The 19812-nt window shown below is 45.8% G+C and carries 28 protein-coding genes, 1 tRNA gene and 2 pseudogenes; 20 read left to right on the top strand and 11 right to left on the bottom strand.

What is annotated here, in order from left to right:
- A partial coding sequence (locus MNV_RS12980; RefSeq protein ID WP_218838022.1) for an ATP-binding protein occupies positions 1-1137 on the top strand: 1137 nt, incomplete at its 5' end.
- Positions 1138-1139: 2 nt separating this feature from the next.
- Here MNV_RS12980 and MNV_RS12975 read toward each other — a convergent pair.
- The 10 genes from MNV_RS12975 to MNV_RS12930 form a co-directional block, all read right to left on the bottom strand.
- Positions 1140-1694 (bottom strand): class I SAM-dependent methyltransferase, encoded by a 555-nt coding sequence (locus tag MNV_RS12975; protein WP_179293983.1) that lies wholly within the window; start codon positions 1692-1694, stop codon positions 1140-1142.
- 103 nt (positions 1695-1797) lie between these two features.
- Positions 1798-2559 (bottom strand): proteasome assembly chaperone family protein, encoded by a 762-nt coding sequence (locus MNV_RS12970; protein WP_096206383.1) that lies wholly within the window; start codon positions 2557-2559, stop codon positions 1798-1800.
- A 2-nt stretch (positions 2560-2561) separates the two neighbouring features.
- Positions 2562-2714 (bottom strand): RNA-protein complex protein Nop10, encoded by a 153-nt coding sequence (locus MNV_RS12965; protein WP_096206382.1) that lies wholly within the window; start codon positions 2712-2714, stop codon positions 2562-2564.
- An 11-nt stretch (positions 2715-2725) separates the two neighbouring features.
- Positions 2726-3520 (bottom strand): translation initiation factor IF-2 subunit alpha, encoded by a 795-nt coding sequence (locus MNV_RS12960; protein ID WP_096206381.1) that lies wholly within the window; start codon positions 3518-3520, stop codon positions 2726-2728.
- Positions 3520-3693: a 30S ribosomal protein S27e gene (locus tag MNV_RS12955; RefSeq protein WP_096206380.1), complete on the bottom strand. Its 174-nt coding sequence runs from the start codon at positions 3691-3693 to the stop codon at positions 3520-3522. The genes MNV_RS12960 and MNV_RS12955 overlap by 1 nt, the downstream gene beginning before the upstream one ends.
- Before the next feature lie 2 nt (positions 3694-3695).
- Complete coding sequence (locus MNV_RS12950) at positions 3696-3977, bottom strand: 50S ribosomal protein L44e (protein WP_096206379.1); 282 nt, start codon at positions 3975-3977, stop codon at positions 3696-3698.
- Between the two features lie 5 nt (positions 3978-3982).
- Positions 3983-4828 carry a DNA replication complex subunit Gins51 gene (locus MNV_RS12945; RefSeq protein WP_096206378.1) on the bottom strand — a complete coding sequence of 282 codons (846 nt, stop codon included), beginning with the start codon at positions 4826-4828 and terminating at the stop codon, positions 3983-3985.
- Positions 4821-6221 carry a DNA primase catalytic subunit PriS gene (gene priS, locus MNV_RS12940; protein WP_096206377.1) on the bottom strand — a complete coding sequence of 467 codons (1401 nt, stop codon included), beginning with the start codon at positions 6219-6221 and terminating at the stop codon, positions 4821-4823. The genes MNV_RS12945 and priS overlap by 8 nt, the downstream gene beginning before the upstream one ends.
- A 114-nt stretch (positions 6222-6335) precedes the next feature.
- The gene (locus tag MNV_RS12935; RefSeq protein WP_096206376.1) at positions 6336-7508 is read right to left on the bottom strand and encodes a hypothetical protein; all 1173 of its coding nucleotides are present in this window, start codon (positions 7506-7508) and stop codon (positions 6336-6338) included.
- A gap of 314 nt (positions 7509-7822) precedes the next feature.
- Positions 7823-7910 (bottom strand) — tRNA-Ile (locus tag MNV_RS12930).
- 236 nt (positions 7911-8146) lie between these two features.
- On the opposite strand from MNV_RS12930, the gene MNV_RS12925 reads away from it, so the two are divergent.
- From MNV_RS12925 to MNV_RS12840, 19 genes and pseudogenes are all read left to right on the top strand, one after another.
- Positions 8147-8974: a DNA-3-methyladenine glycosylase family protein gene (locus MNV_RS12925; RefSeq protein WP_096206388.1), complete on the top strand. Its 828-nt coding sequence runs from the start codon at positions 8147-8149 to the stop codon at positions 8972-8974.
- Between the two features lie 54 nt (positions 8975-9028).
- Positions 9029-9484, top strand: a complete 456-nt coding sequence (locus MNV_RS12920; RefSeq protein ID WP_096206387.1) for a flavodoxin family protein — start codon at positions 9029-9031, stop codon at positions 9482-9484.
- Positions 9485-9549: 65 nt separating this feature from the next.
- Positions 9550-9675: a hypothetical protein gene (locus tag MNV_RS20815; RefSeq protein ID WP_257000058.1), complete on the top strand. Its 126-nt coding sequence runs from the start codon at positions 9550-9552 to the stop codon at positions 9673-9675.
- A complete protein-coding gene (locus MNV_RS12915) occupies positions 9645-9932 on the top strand; it encodes an SRPBCC family protein (RefSeq protein ID WP_306453646.1) in 288 nt (95 codons plus the stop codon). Before MNV_RS20815 ends, MNV_RS12915 begins: the two co-directional genes overlap by 31 nt.
- 3 nt (positions 9933-9935) lie before the next feature.
- Entirely contained in the window at positions 9936-10505 is a 570-nt protein-coding gene (locus MNV_RS12910) for a flavodoxin domain-containing protein (protein ID WP_096206375.1), read from the top strand.
- Positions 10506-10561: 56 nt separating this feature from the next.
- A complete protein-coding gene (locus MNV_RS12905; protein ID WP_096206374.1) occupies positions 10562-10954 on the top strand; it encodes a hypothetical protein in 393 nt (130 codons plus the stop codon).
- A 13-nt stretch (positions 10955-10967) separates the two neighbouring features.
- Positions 10968-11309, top strand: coding sequence for a hypothetical protein (locus MNV_RS12900; protein WP_096206373.1), 342 nt, complete (start codon positions 10968-10970; stop codon positions 11307-11309).
- A 73-nt stretch (positions 11310-11382) separates the two neighbouring features.
- Positions 11383-11793, top strand: a complete 411-nt coding sequence (locus tag MNV_RS12895; RefSeq protein WP_096206386.1) for a VOC family protein — start codon at positions 11383-11385, stop codon at positions 11791-11793.
- Positions 11794-11829: 36 nt separating this feature from the next.
- On the top strand, positions 11830-12498 hold the full coding sequence (locus tag MNV_RS12890) for a dihydrofolate reductase family protein (protein ID WP_096206372.1): 669 nt from the start codon (positions 11830-11832) through the stop codon (positions 12496-12498).
- 17 nt (positions 12499-12515) lie between these two features.
- On the top strand, positions 12516-13436 hold the full coding sequence (locus MNV_RS12885) for a VOC family protein (protein ID WP_096206371.1): 921 nt from the start codon (positions 12516-12518) through the stop codon (positions 13434-13436).
- Positions 13437-13478: 42 nt separating this feature from the next.
- Positions 13479-13916: a VOC family protein gene (locus tag MNV_RS12880; RefSeq protein WP_096206370.1), complete on the top strand. Its 438-nt coding sequence runs from the start codon at positions 13479-13481 to the stop codon at positions 13914-13916.
- An 86-nt stretch (positions 13917-14002) separates the two neighbouring features.
- The gene (locus tag MNV_RS12875) at positions 14003-14725 is read left to right on the top strand and encodes a DUF4386 family protein (protein ID WP_096206369.1); all 723 of its coding nucleotides are present in this window, start codon (positions 14003-14005) and stop codon (positions 14723-14725) included.
- Between the two features lie 75 nt (positions 14726-14800).
- Entirely contained in the window at positions 14801-15307 is a 507-nt protein-coding gene (locus MNV_RS12870; protein WP_096206368.1) for an SRPBCC family protein, read from the top strand.
- A 63-nt stretch (positions 15308-15370) separates the two neighbouring features.
- Positions 15371-15742 carry an SRPBCC domain-containing protein gene (locus tag MNV_RS12865; RefSeq protein ID WP_096206367.1) on the top strand — a complete coding sequence of 124 codons (372 nt, stop codon included), beginning with the start codon at positions 15371-15373 and terminating at the stop codon, positions 15740-15742.
- 106 nt (positions 15743-15848) lie between these two features.
- On the top strand, positions 15849-16973 hold the full coding sequence (locus tag MNV_RS12860) for an OB-fold nucleic acid binding domain-containing protein (RefSeq protein WP_096206366.1): 1125 nt from the start codon (positions 15849-15851) through the stop codon (positions 16971-16973).
- Positions 16974-17091: 118 nt separating this feature from the next.
- Positions 17092-18069, top strand: a complete 978-nt coding sequence (radA, locus tag MNV_RS12855) for a DNA repair and recombination protein RadA (RefSeq protein WP_096206365.1) — start codon at positions 17092-17094, stop codon at positions 18067-18069.
- Positions 18070-18087: 18 nt separating this feature from the next.
- Positions 18088-18761 (top strand): annotated as a pseudogene (locus MNV_RS12850) (phosphoglycolate phosphatase).
- Between the two features lies 1 nt (position 18762).
- Positions 18763-19002, top strand: a complete 240-nt coding sequence (locus MNV_RS12845) for a YgiT-type zinc finger protein (protein WP_096206364.1) — start codon at positions 18763-18765, stop codon at positions 19000-19002.
- 40 nt (positions 19003-19042) lie between these two features.
- Positions 19043-19228 (top strand): hypothetical protein, encoded by a 186-nt coding sequence (locus tag MNV_RS12840; protein WP_143311777.1) that lies wholly within the window; start codon positions 19043-19045, stop codon positions 19226-19228.
- A 6-nt stretch (positions 19229-19234) separates the two neighbouring features.
- Here MNV_RS12840 and MNV_RS12835 read toward each other — a convergent pair.
- Positions 19235-19774, bottom strand: a pseudogene (locus tag MNV_RS12835) (transposase); the annotation flags it as partial.
- Positions 19775-19812 lie beyond the last annotated feature (38 nt).

The raw sequence follows: 19812 nt of genomic DNA, 5'->3' as shown, positions 1-19812 counted from the left end.
TTTTTTGAGGTTCTGATGGATACCCTTGATACCTCGAAACATACCAAAGAAGAATCGGTCAGGCTTCTATCAAAAGAACTGGAAAAGGACCCTATTTTAATCCTGACCGGGCCGCAGGGAGGGGGAAAGACAACCCTGGCTATCAAGATGCTCTCAGGGGATGTCGGAGCTTATTTTGAGGGAAGGGCGCGCTCAGCCCAGCCGGTAGTGCTCATCAGGAAAGATTTTGTTGAGAAAATGAAAGGAGAGCTTTACGAAAAAAGGAAGCTCCCGATATTTGAGGGAGATGAGCCTGTATATGTTGATGTCTCTGTTTATGACCAGGTCAAACTGCTTGTTGAGAACATTTTCGATGTGATGGAGCTTGGAGAACCAGAACTTATAAAACAGATATCCCTGTTGACGAAAAGGATTGGCGCAGTCCCAAAAGCGATCGAGCTTGTAGCCAGCGATGATGAGCTTGTAAAAAGGAGGCTTTCGCGCCATCTTGATGCAAAAGAAAGGCTGTCAAGCCTGCTTGAAAAAGAGAAAAAGTACGGCATAGAATCAAACCTGCTTGGGATCCAGGGGGCTAGAGTCACGGACATCATCAATCGCGAGGGTGTTGCTGATTACGATGAAGACCAGATATCAAGGACGGTCAAGGATTTTGACAGGATAATACCCACTAAGGACATGAGTTTAGCCGATTGCCTTGGAAAAATGATCGAGATATCAGCCAATGAGAACAAGGAGAGCGGTTTTCTCATCCTGCACACAGACGATGGTGAAAATATAATCAGCGACCTCGTTGTGGGAAAACATACTAATTCCCTTATCGGTGTCACACTTCTTGAGATATATGTAGGCTTCAGGCAGAACAGGGCTCTTTACCGCGCTTATAAACATGCAAAAGAAGGTCAGCTTGAGGTCATACATTCATACACGCCCACGCTCCAGGAGCAGGAGATCCTTGCAAACCCGTGGATACCGCCATCTGCCGAGCCAACCGCGATCATGTCCACGGCTGATGCCGCAGCAGCGGAGAGGTTTGATATCATGGTGTCCGTGGTTGAGGCTGACGGGAAAGTTGAGTCTTCAAGCAAGAAAAGGAAGTCACAGCTTGAGGAGATTATTTCCGGTATAGATTTTACTTAAAGTCACTCATTTTTTGCGAGAATTATGAAATTCTTCGTATCAATATAGACTCTATGGAATCCAAATTCTTTCTCTATCCATTCAAACGTGCGCATACTAAAAAAACAAACATGTGTCGGGTCAGTTATATACCACCAGTCCATAAAATCCCCGGCTGAATCATGGAACGAAGTCATAACAGCAAGAAAGCCCCCCGGGTTCAGGAGCGAGCGAATTTTGAATAACTCCGCCCTTACATCTCTGAAATGCTCAAAAACTTCCGTAGAGATCACAAGGTCATAGGAGCCTCCAGGAAGCACTGGAAAAAAATAAGGATCGTAAACATCGCAATCAAACCCCTCTCTCCTCAACAACTGCGTAAGCACCGGCTCAGGACCGCAGCCGTAGTCAAGAACAGTGCGGGCATCAGGGCAGTACCGGTGTACGAGAGCTATTTTCTCAAGGAACATCCGGACGTATCCCTCATTTAAAAGCGTATTCTCATGCAGCCTGTAACGCGCCGCTTCATCCTGTGGTGAAAGGTGATACCCGGCTGGTACAAAAATCAGTTCACACACAGGGCAGCGCATGAACCTGCGGGCTTGCCTGGTCGGTTTTGGAAATTTGATGGGGAATACAGAACTGCTGCTGCAAAGAATGCAGTTTTGGGCCATACAGGAATTAGCCTATATACCTCAAATCCTCATCCGAAGTTACAGGAGTCTTCCCTTCTTCCATTTCCCGCAGTTTCGCTACTATCTTCTCCATCTCTGAGGCCCTGTCTGCCAGCGCCTGCATATCAACTTCTATCTCAAGTATCTTGGACAGCACCTTCAGCACAGCCTGTGCGCTTTTTGGATCAACGAGATAGCCCGATGTCACGCCCATAAGGCACGCAGCATCAATCCCGCGAAGCGCTCCTAATCCCAGAAGCAGCCCAGATGCCCCGACAATTCCACCGCCCGGCTCATTGGCTCTGAATTCCACGCCGTATTCCTTGAGCTCCTTCACAAGCTTTATGTTATTCGCAGCGCCCAGGACGGTATCCGTATCGACAAGCTGTCCCACGCCGTATCCGCCGAGTGCGTATATCCTTTTTACCTTGAACTCTTCGGCGATATCAAGGAACACGCTGCACAACTCGTAATGTCCTTCGTTCGAAGTGCTCTGGTGATCGCCTACCAGCATCAGAAGGTCGTTCTTGCCTTTTGATTTATATGCATATACCTCGTTCCTGACAAGCCTGGTAGTGCCGTCGTCTTCGACTATTACCTGCGGTGGAAAATGCGGGGAATATATTTCCATTATCTTTTTTGCTCCAAGTTCTTCTACAAGATGCTCAGCAACAAGTTTTCCCACATGCCCGACTCCCGGAAGTCCCTCGATAAGTATCGGTTCCTTAAGCCGCGGTTTTCTGGTGCGTAAAATGGTTGTTTTTAGCATAATTACCTCTTTTTTGCCAGCCTTCTGTATTTCCCGTACCTGTCCTCAAGGGAAAACCGAGCAGGCTGCGAGTATCGCGTCTCTCCTCCACAAACGGGGCAGATTTCTTTGAGGGTGTATCTCCCACAAACACATTTTCGTATCTTCGATACCATAAAGCTTTTAATCAGACTTCATGTTCACTATATCTGTGGAACTCTCCGGTCCCGCCTTCTTTTTCTATGACTTTAATGGCTGCCTGTGATGATTTTTTGAGGATGTTCTCAGCTTTTTTATAATCGGGGGCTATGACATGTATCCTGTACCTCGGGGCTCCTGTGTACGTGATATCCACACTAATGTCTTCCCCATTGACTTCTCCTGCCGCGTACAATGCCTTTTTTATGTGCTCTATCCCGTCAGGCAGCGGATTGGTCAGGTCGACATAACCTGCGATCTCTACCTGCGGCTTTTTCAGGTTCTCCTCAGCGACCTTTTTTATCATCTCGGCGACTTCTTTGCTGATCCCGATCCCGGTTAGCGACGAGATACCGCCTATCCTTGACTTTTCAAACGCCGCATAAACGCTGCCGAACTTTTCGTAAAGGGTACTGATGAATTTATCCAGGTCTTCCTTGCTTGTTTTTGTTACTTTGGCTACGTACTGTATCCATTTCTCGGCTTTTTGCTCGTTCTTCCACTGCTGGATCTTTTCACGCCGCTGGTGCTCGTTAACATCTTTTAGCGAGAGATCTATGTGATGCTTGGTCTCATCAACATAAAGTACTTTACATACTATTTTCTGACCTTCTCTTACATGGTCCCTGATGTATTTGACCCAGCCGGAGGCCACTTCCGAGATGTGGATTAAGCCCTCCTTGCCCCCGTATTCGTCCAGTTCTACGAACGCGCCGAAATCTGTGACTTTCTTAACAGTACATACGACGAGTTCATCGGTTTCAGGCCAGCCGCTTCTTTCCATTACTCAAGGACCTCGATTATCTGGGTTTTAATGATAGCCTTGCCCCCAGCCGGTTCAGCAAGGGTCCTGCCGCATACAAGGCAGCTTACGGTATTGCTTGCGCATCCGAAGATAACCTGCTCATTCTCGCAGTCGGTGCATTTGACTTTTAAAAATCGGCTTTTCGGTTCCATGCTTAAGACTCCACGAGTTCGAATTTACCTGCCCTGAAGCCTTTCCGCAGGTGCGCTTTTTTGCATTTTGAGCATCTGTACCTGAGGTTTATGCGCTTTGTGGGTTTATCCCCACCGGGCACTTTTGAGAATTTACCTGAGTTGCCTATACCTGTATGTCTGTACTTTTGCCTCGTTATGCGGGTTAATGTCGAAGCCTGCCCCTTTTTTACCCTCTCCACCACATGCGGAGTATGGGCTTTACAATAGGGACAATACGTATTGAATTTCTTGGGCATTTTCATGATGATCACCTTTTAACCGAGATTTGGATGGCTGCATTACGATTGATTAATGCTTTAGCATTTACAGCCGATAAAACAGCAACGTCTTCTTTTGATAAAGTGTAGTTGCGTCCATCGACTCCAACAAACGTCGGAATATCTTTCAGCAAACGCACCACAATGTATTCTTTATTTATATCCTTTTTGCCTTCAGGTATGGTCTCTTTTTGTTTTTTTTCCATAAGTACAGCTTCCTGCTGAACATCCTGCGGCTCTTTCCATTCGAGGTGTGCGCTTCTGCCCTCTACTTCCTGCCCATCCCCCTGTAGTCCGTCTCCCTGCAGCATAGCTTCCTCCATCACAGCCTCCTGCTGCCCGTCTCCCTGTAGCCTATCTCCTTGCTCCCTGTTTTTCTGCTGCGCATCTTCCTGAAAAGCTGGAGCAGTCTGCTTTTCTCTTACTTTGACTCTATCAATAAGCTCCCTGCGCCATTCCCACCATTCGGTCATCAGTTCAAGTAACCTGTTGTAGAACCTGCGCTCCTCAAGCGTCATGGCTTCAGGGTCGTATTTATCCCTCTGTTTTAGTGACGAGCGGATGGAAGCTTCCGTGATTATCTTGGAAGTCCTGAGGTTTATCAGGTTCTCAAGGGCTTTCCTTGCTGTTTTGAGTTCATCCTCGATCATTGCGTACTTCGTGCTATAAGTATCCTCTATCTTACTTCTTTCTTCTTCAAGCTCATGTATCTGCCGCGCTATTTTTACATAGAAATCGCTCTCAAGCGGAACGAATTTTGATTCCTGCGTCCTTGGTTTTTTTAACTTACGCTCTTCCCGTAAAATATTGTTAAGGTTAATGTTGGAATCAGGCATATTCGGCTGCTCCGCGGCACATGAGATAGATTGCCGCATACTCAGGCAGGCTATTGATACCTTCCCTTACCATAAAACGTTTTCCTTTCATCTCGACCAGGGAATTCTGGGGTTTCAGGGGCGGGATTACCTCGACCTGTATATCCTTTTCGCTGAATACTACAGCATCGCGCAGCGGTTCGAATTTCTCAAATTCTGACAGCGTGAGGGGTACGACGCGCATCCCCGAGCCGCCGTGCAGCGAGGATGCCATACGGATAAGGCGCCTTATGTCGGCGGTGACGGGTTCATCGGTATGGGCGCTACCTAAATAAATGGTGTTCTCTTCGATTGCTTTCTGAACAACAGCATCAAAAATATATGAATCCCCGATAATACCTCTATTTTCTATCATTTCCAAAGCATTCTCAGTTTGCGCAATTTCTCTGATTTTATTTAATTTAGTAACGGCATCAGGCTTGAAATCCCACAAATTATTTGCTATCAAAATATTACGCACCGTATCGCTTGAAACTCCCGTTTCATCTGCAATTTTTTGTAGTCCTGTTTTCCGATTTTCAGTTTTTATCTGGATTATCCGTTTTTCGATATCTTCAGGAATCTTATCAGTGGATACTTTTTTTAAGTTATAATTACGAATCAGGTCAGTAAGCTCATTTATCGCTTCTACCTCATCTTTTGCGGAAATACTCTTAAAAAAATGGGTTATATATTTACTGATACGCTTTCCCCAGCCAAAACCCCCGGAGACCTCATCAAAAGAACTTATCCTCCTCGGGGACTCTAATTCTTTTTTCTTAAATTTGCCAACATCATAAACTTTATGTCCTGCAGACTTGAACAAAGAGTCAATTGTCAATCCTGTACCGCTGATATAATCGACAATTTCCCTTCGCTCCGCGCTCTCAAGCGTAAGAACCTTCGGATCGTGCACATGGATATGGTAACCGCGCCCCCCTGAAAATGCAATGCTGATACAATCTTCAGTAAAACCAAAATCCTCCAGCAGGAAGTCAAGCAGTTTTCCGGTCTCGGTTTTCACGTTAGCCAGCATCTCTGCATAAGACCTTGCCTTCTGCGGCAGATGGTCGGCATCAAGGTCAAATATCAGGTCTGCGCCCTGCCACTGCTTCTCCTTCATCGTCCCTGCGCCGGGATATTTGTAATACGCAGCCGAATGATACACATGCGCCGGGACCATACCCCGCAGATATTCAAACGCCTCGCCTTCCGAGGAAAAAGCCTTGTGGCGGCGCATCACAACCTCAGGCAGCTCGTCAAAAAAGATAAAACCCCATTCGCGCCTGGTAAGCTCAGGGGGCAGAATGAGGGCGGAAGCCTGGTAGTAATCCCCGAACCTTTTCTTGAGGAACTGCTTTGTCCTGAAGTTCATGAGGTTTTATATATTGTCCTGTATACTTAAAACCGTATTGCACCTTTGTTTCGTCAATACTGGCTCGATAATCCTCTATGCTCCCTGGTGTACATCCGTCTGAACATTTTGCAATTATTTTAGTTCTTGCCAAAGAGTATATATCTTTTTGTAGAAAATTAAAATAATAAATAATAATAACAGTAATATACAATCTATAATAACCCTAAACAAATACTCTCCCTTAAATTCAATTAAAGTTATGATAGCCAAATAAATCCATATATATATTAACAATAATTTTTGTTTTTTATTAAAATTTAGAAAGTTGTATATGTTTAGCTTATTATTTTTTATCTCCACTATGAATTCATCGGTTCTACCGTTACCGATTTCTAGGTTTACCTTAGTTTTTTTATTATTAAGGATGAGTAAAATATAGTTCTTAGTATATGCAGTATTAGCAAAAATGGTATTAGGGTCGATTTTTTTAATTTGCGCTCTTTTTATCCAATCAACGCCATAATTCTTCTTTAGAAAGTCCAAGAGTCTTTCATTATCGCTTCCTGGGATTTTGTCCCAGCTAAACAAATACGGAACGTTTAATTGTGAATTGATTGTAAATTGAAATTTTTTTACTTTATCCAAAATTATATGAATAAATGGTTGAGAATATTTTTTAAAAGTCAAATATAAAATCCTCCCCAATCCAATTAAAACTAATAATAAAAATATGATTCCAAATATTGGTGATAATAAATATATTATTGACCAAAAATCCAATGAACTGAATTTCATGGATTTTGAGAAAACCATTATCCCGCCTATCGCAAAAAAAATCCCCCCAAATGAAAGTAATATTAAAGGAATCCCTATTCCGAGTAGTTCAGTTATTTTATATTTTCTTAATATTTTGAATCTGTGATATTTATATAATATCTGTTTATTAGGGTCTACACAAAATTGAATAATGCTTAATATTAAAAATGTGAACAATGCAAGTAGCAAATAATATATTAAAATAAGTATGATTCCGAAGTATAGATTAAACATGAGTGATGGACCAAATGGATCTAGAGATTTTAAATAGTTCAGCCACTTATGTACATCAATTATTGGGGTTAAATAATCCGATAACTTTAGAAAAACATAACCTAAAGCACCTGATAAAAAAAGAATCTCAATGCTTTTTATGTCATCATTTAATTCTTTAATTTTCCATGAGTGAAAAAGAAATGCCAGATATAATATAACTGTCCAAAACAACAATGGTTCTGTTATTGGGTTTGCTAAACCGGGTTCTGTCATTATTGTTACCATGACGATTTATATATATTTAAGCGTATAGGTATTAGCGGGGATATTTAAAGAAAGATTGAATTAAACGTATATTGTATCTCGTGTAACCACCAACACGAATTGAACTTCAATTTGTATTGTTGAATAAAAATTAAATGATGAAACTGGATAAAGGTAACTGCAATTTACCATAACCCTGTATTAAGATAAAGTTCTGAGTTTATTTTATAAGTATATCTCTTATAAAAGTGGTGTTTTCATCAATATTAAAAATCGCTATTCATTAGATGGGGCGTCATGGTGCCCCTGACCAGTCCGAAATGCGCCAGGGATGGGATTTGAACCCATGTGACTTCGGATCGAGTCACCGGTTCATAAGACCGGCACATTTAGCCGCTCTGCCACCCTGGCACAACCCTCCAACATATCTTCAAATCGTATGAGGTTAACGATAGGTTGGTCTATATAGTATATGACGATAGACTATATAACCCATGAATACATATGTATTATTGGATCGAGTCACCAGTTTTAAGACTGGTACATAGGTGCGGCGCTCTGCCGTACCATTCTTATTTCTATATTCGTAGTGTTTTGGTCAACATTAAAATCGTAATGTATTTTAGGCATGTAAAATATCCTTGGTTGTGTACCGTATCGATACAAACGATTTTAACCTTGATTACACGCTTTCATGCGGCCAGGTCTTCAGATGGGAGAAGAACGACTGGTGGACAGGCATTGTAAGTGGGTCTGTTATAAGAGCTAAACAAAGCGAAAGCGAGCTTTTGGTTGATTCCATACTTAATAAAAACTTTGTACAGGATTATTTCAGGCTTTATGACGACATAGAAAAGATATACTCTGAAATAAATAAGGACAAATTAACGGATTCATTAATCCAGAAATACAGGGGGCTTCGTCTTATTCGGCAGGACCCGTGGGAATGCCTTGTATCATATATCTGCTCAAGCAACAACACTATCAGGAACATCAAAAACTCGATCAAGCGCATGTGCGAGTGTTTTGGCGAGGAAATAGAGAGGGGCTATTACTCTTTCCCCGCCCCGGAGGCGCTTGCTCAAGTCCATATCAGTGACATGGCACAGTGCAGGCTCGGCTTTCGCGCCCCGCGTGTACTGAAAGTGGCATCCATGGTGGCAAATCGCGAATTTGACCTTTACGGGATAAAAGATTTATCATATCGGGAAGGGCGCGGGGAACTTATGAAAATAGAAGGCGTGGGCGGCAAGATCGCCGACTGCGTGTTGCTTTTTGCGTTCGGGAAGCTTGAATCATTCCCTGTGGACACGCATATCGAGCATATAATGGACAGTTTTTACGGTGAACACTTCAAGAATGTGAAGAAGAGTAAAAAGCGGGAGGAAATAGCCGAATTCGCACGGGGATATTTCGGGAGATACTGCGGGTATGCGCAGGAGTATCTGTATATGGAAGATTTTGAGGTAAAATAAACATAAGAGAACTTTATTAAAGGAGGAATCACATAAAGAATATGGGTGAATGTGGTGAAGGTTTTAATTATCTATGACTCGGTCTATGGAAACACGGAAAAAATCGCCTGGGCTATAGCCGGAGCTATTACCTCGTTCGGTGAGGTTAAAGTGCTCCGGGCAGGAGAGGTGAATCCCTTGGAATTGGGAGCTATTGACCTTCTCATAGTAGGTTCACCTACCCAGGGGGGTAAACCAACGCCGGTTATTCAAGAGTTCCTCAGCAAAATACCCGCAAATGCTCTTAAAAATATCAATGTGGCTTCATTCGATACAAGGGTGAAAATGTTTGTAGCAAAACTCTTCGGCTATGCCGCCGGGCGCATCGCTGACATTTTGAAAGGTAAAGGCGGAAATCTGGCGGCGCAGCCTGAGGGCTTCATAGTAAAGGGTAATGAGGGACCTCTGAAAGAGGGAGAACTGGAGCGGGCTGCAGGCTGGGCTAAAGGAATTCTACAGAGAGAGAAGTAATTCTGTAATGTGCAAGAACATCGACTTAATTCGTTAGTACAATACTTAACCAAGGGGGAATAGATATGTCTGAAATAAAAGCAAGAAATAGCATCGCAAAGAACACAAAGGAGCAGGAGCTCGTCATCACGCGGATTTTTGACGCGCCGCGCGGGCTGGTGTGGAAGGCGTGGACAGATCCGAACGCGTGAAGCGCTGGTGGGGGCCGAAAGGCTTCACGTCGCCTGTCTGCAAGATAGACCTGCGCGCAGGAGGTGAGTATCTCAACACCATGCGATCGCCCGAGGGCCAAGAATTCTGGAGCAAAGGTGTCTACCGTGAAATCGTTGCACCGGAGCGGCTAGTAAGATGTCGCATTTCAAGGGACTGTCCTTACGATAAACTGGATAGTTCTGATAGCTTCAAGCGCGTTGCTGAACGTCCTTTTCAGGCGAACTGGGGGCGATAGGCCATGAAAGCAGTCGTTGTCTATGCGAGCAAATACGGATCCACGAGGGGCATCGCAGAGTTCATAGCTGAAAAGCTCCGGCGGGCGGGAACGCAGGCGGATGCAAGGCACATCGGCGAGGTCCAGAATCCTGGAGACTATGATGCCTTTGTGATCGGGAGTGCAGTCTATATGATGCACTGGCTGAAGGAGGCAACGGAGTTTGTGACGGGAAACCGCGCTCTTCTGGCCAATAGGCCGATGTGGCTTTTCAGTAGCGGCCCGCTGGGGACCGAGACCAAGGATGCCCAAGGTCAAGACCTGCGCGCCGTAACGGAGCCCAAAGAGATTGCCGAGTTCAGGGAGCTCATCAAGCCCCGCGACCACCGAGTCTTCTTCGGAGTATTGGATAGTAGCAAGCTTGGATTCGGTCACAGGATGATACGCAAGTTGCCGGCCGCCCGTAAAGCGCTTGCCGAAGGTGATTTCCGCGACTGGAACGATATCGAAGCGTGGGCTCTCAGCATCGCCCGGGAGCTTGAAACTTCACAGGCAATACCAGGATCTAATAAGGGTACTCAGGGAGGATTGTGAGAAAGTTGAGTTCGTTCACAGGTGCCGGGCACGAGTCGCATCTGGAGCAACATCGAGTGGCCTTCATAATACGTCATCCGCACGCATTCGTGGTTCTGCTTGAAATCCATCATAGTCGGCACGTATCTCTCTGCGAGCGCCATGGGGACGGTTCTGGGCATGATGGGAGACTCAGGTTCCTTCATTATCCTGTTTTCGGCAGACTTCGCCCTATCGCTCTTGGCCATTTTCATAATAATGAGGAAGCGCTGGTGGAAGCAGGTTGGGACAGCCATTTCAGCCCTCTTTCGGGACTTACTGATATGCCAGAAAATTACCATACGGTTACCGTTGAGCTTGTGAGCGATGAAGCGGAAACTACCGTCTCGCTCTCCCAGGACAATAACGAAACTGAGCAGGCGCGGGAGCATTCCGAAAAGAACTGGAAAATGATCATTCAATGCACTTGATGTTGAAAAGCAGGTGCCGTTCTTTGCTGAACATTTCATTTCTGCGGGTCCGAGGGGCAGTATCGCGCAGGGAAGAGACGAGTTCGCCAAAATGGCGAGTAAGGCAGCGGAGTTCTACAGGAGCGTGGGACAGACATCCGCAAAAATTCTTTCAATGGACGAAACCGAAATCAGCAGAGAATATTCCATGGTCAAAGTCCACTGGGGAGTGACGTTTGAGAAGACCGGAAATAAGCTGATTGAATTTGATGTTACGTATTTTATCCAGAATATCGGCCCTGAGTCAAAAATCATCATGTTCATAGCTCACCAGGATGAGGAGAGAGCAATGAAAGAGCTTGGTCTCTTAGGTTGAATCTATGAAACTGAGAAAAATCCTTATATCATCGAACGCATAATTATCTTATTAGTGGGGGAATCTGATGAAAATGAATCCTGTCGTACATTTTGAAATGCCGGCGAAAGATAAGGGCCGTATGAGGAAGTTTTATGAAACTGCCTTCGGCTGGCAGACGGAACAGCTTGGTAAAGAGATGGGCGAGTATGTTCTGGTCACCACTACCGAAAGCGACGAGAAAACAGGTCTTCCCAGGAGACCCGGCGCCATCAACGGCGGCTTTTACCAAAGGACCGATGATCCTCTGTCGCAGTACCCGTCAGTCGTAATTGCAGTTGATGATATTAAGGAAGCGATGAAAAAGGTGGAAGAAGCAGGCGGAAAAGTGCTGGGAGGACAAGTACCCGGAAAACCTGATGAGATTCCCGGTGTCGGACTTTATGCATCATTCATAGACACCGAAGGCAACCGCATGGGTATGCTCGAGCCAGTGCCCATGTAATCGAAGTCGGAGGAATAAAATTAAGTAGAAACGGTTATGAGAAAACTTATTGTAAGCACATTTATAACGCTTGATGGCGTTATGCAAGCACCCGGGGGACCGGAGGAAGATCCGACCGGCGGTTTTAATTATGGTGGATGGACGTTCAATTACTGGGACGACATGATGGGGCAAGTCATGGACGGATATATGGCAAAACCGTTTGAGTTATTATTGGGCAGGAAGACGTATGAAATCTTTGCAGCGCACTGGCCATACATTAAAGATGACCCGACTGCCGACAAATTGAACAGCGCCAAGAAGTATGTTATCTCCAGAACGCTTAATGAAGTGAGTTGGAATAATTCCACACTGTTAACGGGAAACGTGGAGCAGGCAATCAGAAATCTCAAGGAACAAAAAGGACCCGAGATCCAGGTGCATGGCAGCGGCAATCTTATTCAAACGCTGCTTAAAAACGATCTTCTCGACGAGTTCCGGTTATGGATTTTCCCCGTTACGATAGGGAAGGGCAAGCGGCTATTTGGCGAAGGAACACAACCTGCTCATCTCAAGCTTATCGATAGTAAAATTTCTACCACCGGTGTCATCATCGCGACCTATATACCGGCCGGAGAACTCAAGATCGGATCATTTGCGCTTGATAATCCAAATGTTGCGGAAATTGAAAGACGCAAACGACTTGCCGATGAGGGCAAAGCGTAGGTAATAGGAGTAAGATTATGGCAACCATCAAACAAAAAATCACACCGAATCTATGGTTTGACCGCCAGGCCGAAGAGGCGGCGAAATTTTACACTTCCATCTTCAAAAATTCCAAGATCGGCAAGATAACCCGCGCCAGCAAAGCAGGTTTTGAAATTCACGGCCTGCCGGAGGGCACAGTAATGACCATTGAGTTTGAGATTGAGGGACAAAAATTCATTGCGCTTAATGGCGGACCGCTATTCAAATTCACTCCGGCTGTATCATTTCTTGTCGCTTGTAATACGAAGGAGGAAGTTGATGCGATATGGGAAAGACTGTCTGAAGGGGGTACAGCGCTCATGGAACTTGGTGAATATCCCTTCAGCGAAAAATATGGGTGGACGCAGGACAGATACGGTCTTTCGTGGCAGGTGATGTTCATGGGCGATCGTAAGATGAAGCAGAAAATCACTCCGACGCTTTTGTTTGTCGGCGAGCAGTGCGGGAAAGCAGAAGCGGCGATCAATTTTTACACATCGTTGTTCAACAATGCGGAAATTGGCGACATCGACCGCTACGGCAAAGGTGAGGAACCTGACAAAGAGGGAACAATAAAGCATGCCTCCTTCACGCTTGAGAATCAGGGGTTTGCCGCCATGGATAGCGCTCATAAGCACGACTTTACTTTCAATGAGGCCATTTCGTTTATGGTTGAATGCGAGACCCAGGAAGAAATTGACTACTACTGGGAGAAACTCATTGCAGACGGAGGGCAAGAAAGTGTGTGCGGCTGGCTCAAGGATAAGTTCGGTGTATCATGGCAAGTCTCTCCCACTGTCCTGGGTGAGATGCTGCAAGATCCCGATAAAGAGAAGGTGGAACGCGTTACCAATGCGTTCCTGAAAATGAAAAAGTTTGACATTGGGGAATTAAAGAAAGCATATGAGGGCCAATAAACAAAAAAGATCAAAATCATCAAAAGTTAAGGAGAAAACACTATGACAAAATTAAACACCTACCTCAATTTTGCGGGCAATACAGAAGAAGCGTTTAACTTTTATAAATCCGTTTTTGGCGGAGAGTTTACGTCTATTGTCCGATTCAAGGATATGCCGATGGAAGGCGTAAATATCCCGAAAGAGGACAAAAACAAAATCCTGCACATCAGCTTGTCGGTTGGTAAAGACAATGTATTAATGGCGAGTGATTCTCTTGAATCGCTCGGACAGAAATTAACTCAAGGCAACAATGTTTACATTTCGGTCCACCCGGAAAGCAAAGAAGAGGCGGACAGGATATTTAACGCTCTTTCCGCTGGCGGCACGATAGAGATGCCTATCGCCGACCAGCCGTGGGGCGACTACTACGGCAGTTTTAAGGATAAGTTCGGAGTGCAGTGGATAGTGAATTACACCTATCCGAAAGGAGCGAAATAAAGCCAAGAACTTGAAATTATCCTTTCCACTCCAGAACAGCGTGGCGATTAGCGAGCCTCACGGGCTTGTTTTCTCTAGGGAGACGAATGATGAATGATCAGATCACATTTGAGCAATGGATACTCAGAATCGGGGGAGTAGTTCTCATCATCGGCGCGCTGATGGGAATGGTGGGCAATCTCATCCACCCGGCGACACCAAGTGGGGACCCGGAGGGCGTCGCCAGGACGATTGCTGAGAGCGAAAGCTGGGTCATTGTTCACCTTGTAATCGTCTTTGGATTGATTTTCATGCTCGGTGGTCTTGTTGCCATCTATCACTCGATCAGTGGCGGGCTAGCGGGTGCGCTGGTCAGGTTGGGATTCATTGCCGCCATTGCGGGAGTAACTGTCGGGCTCATTCTGGTAACGCTTGACGGCATTGCCGCCAAGCACATTGCCGAGGCATGGGCAACGGCTCCTCCCGAAGAAGAAGCGACCGCTTTGCGGCTGGTCTTGGCTGAGCAGAACCTTGATTTCGCATTAGCCGCTCTCTTTAACATCCTCTTTGCCGGCTTCACCTTCATTCTCTATGGCCTTGCAGTGGCACTGAGCAGAGTGTACCCGCGCTGGTTGGGGTGGGTAGTTGTCGTCGCCGGTATTGGCTCGATCGTAGTCGGCATAATTCAGGCGTACGAGGGCAAGTCTACCCCAACAACCAGAGTTCTTACCATTATTTTCCCCACCATCATCACTCTGTGGTTGGCGTTGATGGGAGTGCTGGTAGTCCGGAAGGCGTCATCACAGGAGGGTGCCATCGCACCGGACTAGTCAAAATTCTCTCAGGACGGGCAGAGCACGTATGAGGTTGTCATCGCAAATTAAAATGTGACCGGAGGAATAACTATGTCAGATAATAACACACCCAAAAGTACAAAGAAGCCCGATCTTATCGTTACCCGCATCTTTGACGCACCAGTCGAGCTTGTGTGGAAAGCCTGGACTGATCCCGAGCAAGTGATGCGCTGGTGGGGGCCGAAAGGCTTCACGTCGCCTGTCTGCAAGATAGACCTGCGCGCAGGAGGCGAGTATCTCAATGCCATGCGATCGCCCGAGGGCCAGGAATTCTGGAGCAAAGGTATCTACCGCGAAATCGTTGCGCCGGAGCGGCTAGTCATGACCGATTCTTTTGCGGATGAAAAAGGCAACACGGTCCCGGCTTCGCACTACGGAATGAGCCCGGACTGGCCTTTAGAATTGCTCATAACAGTGACGTTCGAAGAATATGACGGCAAGACGAAGCTCACCCTGAAGCACAGTGGCATTGCGGGCATATCGGACACAGACCGCGATAATATGCAGCAGGGCTGGAACGAATCCTTTGACAAGCTCGCAGAAAGCCTGAAGAGTTAATTTAATAGAATGGGAGTAATTAATATATGAAAAGGAATAATCAGACAAAAGAGAAACGGTGGCATGTGGCGATATATCCATAAAGATAAAGACGGCAATGAGTATGCATTTCATGGTGTGTATCATGAGGTCACAGCCCCCGAGAGACTTATCGACACATTTGAGTTTGAAGGGCTTCCGGAAAAAGGGCATGTCACCCTCGAAACAGCGAAATTTGAAGCATTGCCAGGTGACAGGACAAAGCTAACGGCTCAGGTTGTTTTCCAGTCGGTTGCAGACCGTGATGGTATGCTCCAGTCTGATATGGAAAAGGGTCTCAATGAGTCGTATGGTCGACTTGACGAACTGTTGGATATTGTAAAGAGTTTAAACGAACACAGCCCGGCTAATCATCGAGTTCGTACGGGTCCATATGAGTTCGTTGTTTGTAACTAAAACTAAACCTCAAAACTGATAACATATATTACAATTCTTTCTTAAGTTAACAGCATCCGTAAATAAACCATAAGCCTTTTATCTCAACCTTTCTTTTTAGAGCACCATGGTAAGTTTCGAAGAGATCGAAGAGGTGTTCAAAAAGCTTGAAGGTAAGCTTTCGCGTGAGGATTTCAAATCAAAGGTGGAAGAAAAAGTAACTATGATGAACGGTCTTTGCGATTCCAAAACTGCAGCGATGCTTGTTGCAAGCGAGATGGGATTGAATGAGACAATAAAGATCAAGGATATGTCACCAGACAGTGGCAACGTGGTTTTTGCCGGGAAGGTGCTCTCGATAAGCGATATCCGGGAATTTTCGCGCAATGACGGAAGTGCTGGACATGTAGTAAATATAACCTTTGCGGATGATACGGGATCAATCAGGGCTGCGCTGTGGGATGAAGCGGCTGACCTTGTGAAAATCGGGGATATCAAAGTCGGACAAAGCCTCAGGGTGAAAGGCTATATCAAAGAGGGGATGAGGGGGCTTGAGGTGAACGTAGGCAGGGGCGGGAGCATTGAGCACCTCGACCAGGAGGTGGCTGTGAACGTTAAGCCCCTGAAAATCAATGAGATAAAGCCCGGAATGAACAATCTGGATGTTAAAGGTAAGGTCATAGACATAGGCGCTATGAAGACTTTCCAGCGCAAAGACGGAGGTACCGGGAAAGTAACCAGTATAACGCTGGGAGATGAGACCGGCAAGATAAGAGTGACACTGTGGGACTCAAAAGCCGAGAACATCGGCTTTAAGGCAGGGGATACGGTGGAAATTATGAACGGGTATTCCCGTGAGAATACTTTCAGCAACCAGACGGAACTGCAGGTGGGTTCAGCCGGAAGTATAGTGAAAAGCAATAGCGCGGTTAATTACTCTGAGAATATCACGCCTATTGCGGATATCGGTATTAATTCAGCCTATAGCATAGCGGGGCATGTTTCGGGGATCGACGAGATAAGGGAATTCGAGCGCCAGGACGGCACAAAGAGCAGGGTATCGAACATATACGTCTCGGATGATACGGGGCGAATACGCGTGGCGCTGTGGGGCGAGCATGCTGAGCTTGTAAACGAGCTGGATATAGGGAGCGAGATACGTGTCATTGATGCTTATGCGAAATCGGGCAGGAACGAGGAAGTGGAGCTGAGCGCAGGCACGAGAACGCGGATACAGATCGTCAGGAAATGAGTCACTGGCGAAAAAAATAATACTTTCACCCCGCTCTGGTAAGGTTTAAAACATTACAGCACGTAAAGAGAATCAACTGTGCACCAAACAAAATAAAATGTGCACTGGAGAGAATAAAATGGTCGAAAGAAAAGGATTGGAAGATTTACCGGGCGTTGGTCCGGCAACAGCAGAAAAACTGAAAGAAGCAGGCTACGGTTCTATCGAAGCCATAGCAGTATCATCATCGTCTGAACTTGCCAGCATCGCGGAGATCGGGGAATCAACTGCGCAGAAAATCATCAACGCAGCGCGCCAGGCAGCCGATGTCGGGGGTTTTGAGACCGGCGACCTTGTACTTGAGCGCAGGAAACTTGTTGGAAAGCTCAGCTTTGGTACCAAGGCTTTTAATGACCTGATGGGCGGTGGGATTGAGACCCAGGCGATCACAGAGTTCTACGGCGAGTTCGGCTCAGGAAAGACTCAGGTAGGACACCAGATGGCTGTGAATGCCCAGCTTCCACTGGAAAAGGGAGGTCTTGACGGTTCGGTGATCATCATTGATACTGAGAATACCTTCAGGCCTGAAAGGATCACCCAGATGGTAACCGGATTATCTGCAAGAAACGGGACTGAATACGACCCTGAGGAGTTCCTGAAGAACATACATGTTGCAAAGGCATACAATTCAAATCACCAGATATTGCTTGTGGATACAGCCAATGACCTCGCGAACAAATTAAAGGATACGGATAAACCCGTGCGCCTCTTGATAGTCGATTCGCTCACGGCGCATTTCAGGGCAGAATATGTAGGGCGCGGCACTCTCGCGGACAGGCAGCAGAAACTTAACAAGCACATGCATGAACTGATGAAGTTCGCAAACCTGTACAATGCAGCCATCCTTGTGACGAACCAGGTGATGGCAAAACCTGATGCATTCTTTGGCGACCCCACAAAACCCATAGGCGGGCACATCGTAGGGCATACCGCCACATTCAGGCTGTATTTGCGCAAATCCAAAGGAGATAAGAGGATAGCAAGGCTTGTGGACTCCCCCAACCTGCCCGAAGGAGAGGCTATATTCTCCGTTACCACGGAAGGACTTAAGGATTAAAAAGACCGTATTAAATATGTGGTATACAAGGCAGTCGTGGTCGATGTAGACGGGACGATTACATATAGGGACAGGAGCCTTGACTGCCGCGCGGTCGAGGCTCTCCGCAGCCTGGAAGTCCCGGTAGTGATCGCTACCGGGAACATCCTTTGTTTTGCAAGGTCTGTCTCAAAGCTCGTCGGGACAGGAGGCATAGTGATAGCCGAGAACGGCGGCATTGTCGAGTGCGGCGTAGTGGATTATGATATGGCTCACATAAAAAAATGCGAGGAAGCTTTTGAGTTCCTGAGCAGGCATTTTACACTTGAGAGGCTCGATGCCGAGAACAGGAAAACCGAGATAGGTCTGCGGCGGAATCTCGATGTTGAAAAAGCAGGGCAGATGCTGATGAAGGAGTTCCCGGAGCTTGACCTTGTTGATACGGGCTTTGCGGTGCATATCAAGAGCAAAAAGGTCAATAAAGGCACCGGACTTAAGCGTATCGCCGAACTGATGGGGCTTGATGCGAAGGATTTTGTGGCTATCGGGGATTCTCCCAATGATATTGAGATGCTGGAGGTGTCGGGTTTGGTGTGGCTGTGGGGAATGCGCATCCCGATTTGAAGAAGGTCGCGGCTCTGGTTACGGAAGGGGTGCATGGGGCTGGGGTGGCGGAGGCGGTGAGGTATTTGATGGAGAGAAGGGAAATATAAAATGCAATGCCACTTTTGTTCTGGAGAAATGAAAAAAGGGAGAACAACCTACACACTGAATGGACATGGTTATCATTTATTGATCGATAACGTGCCGGCATGGATATGTATGCAGTGCAATGAAGTATATTTTATAGAAAATGCAGTTGATACTATACAGGAAATGATTAAGAAATTAGATATGCAGGTCAATAAAGTGAGAGAGGAGGCACGAGGTGGCGGAGGTTGTACAGCATCTTAAGAAGAGAAAGGATAATTTAAATATAGAAAGAAGGTTAATTATGAAAAAGGCTGAAGAACATATTCAGAGAGGGTATGCATCTATACTTACAGATGTGAATGATGTGCAGAGCGTGGATATGAAACTTAAGATGGATACTGCTTCGGGATTATTGACTATCAAAGAGGCAAGTGAATGGGCTAGTGATTATTTCAAGAAAGCCCCTTCGGGGCAATTTAGAGTCTAACAGTTATCAAAATGCATATCTTATCTCACCATTTTTAGGTTCGTATGCTTCTCCCTGGAATTTAAGACGCTCAATATATTCGAGCACATATTCTTTATCGATTCCCCTTCCAGCAGCTTCAGAGATGACTTTTTCAATACTTGCCCCTCTTCCATTCTGACTATTTTTAATCAATGTTATGATTAACTTCATCCTTTCCTGTTGGCTATATTGGTGAACAGGAGGAGGTTCAACCGGCGGTGGATCTTCTGCCGGATAACTTTCTGTTCCCTCGTAACATACTCCAATAAGCTCCATCTCAATGTTGCAATCTGGGCATAACAGAGGATCGTAGTCAAAGGTTTTCTTAATTTCTTCCCTCCTGCTTCTCTTTATAAGAATCATTTCCCCTTCATGGAATTCAGTTTGCCTATGCCTGTATCCCCTTCTAGAATAGATTCCGACATACCTCACAATTTTGAAATTCTTTTCAGGAATATGGCTAAGAAGTAACCGGATGAACTCAAATCTATCCATTGTTACCGTTTTTTTCTGCTTTGTTTCTGAATCCCTATAGGAGTTGTTCCGTCATAAGTGCCACGTAT

Origin of the sequence: Candidatus Methanoperedens nitratireducens (assembly GCF_900196725.1) — an archaeon.
Lineage (GTDB): Archaea > Halobacteriota > Methanosarcinia > Methanosarcinales > Methanoperedenaceae > Methanoperedens > Methanoperedens nitroreducens_A.
This window is presented reverse-complemented; position numbering and strand designations above follow the sequence as displayed.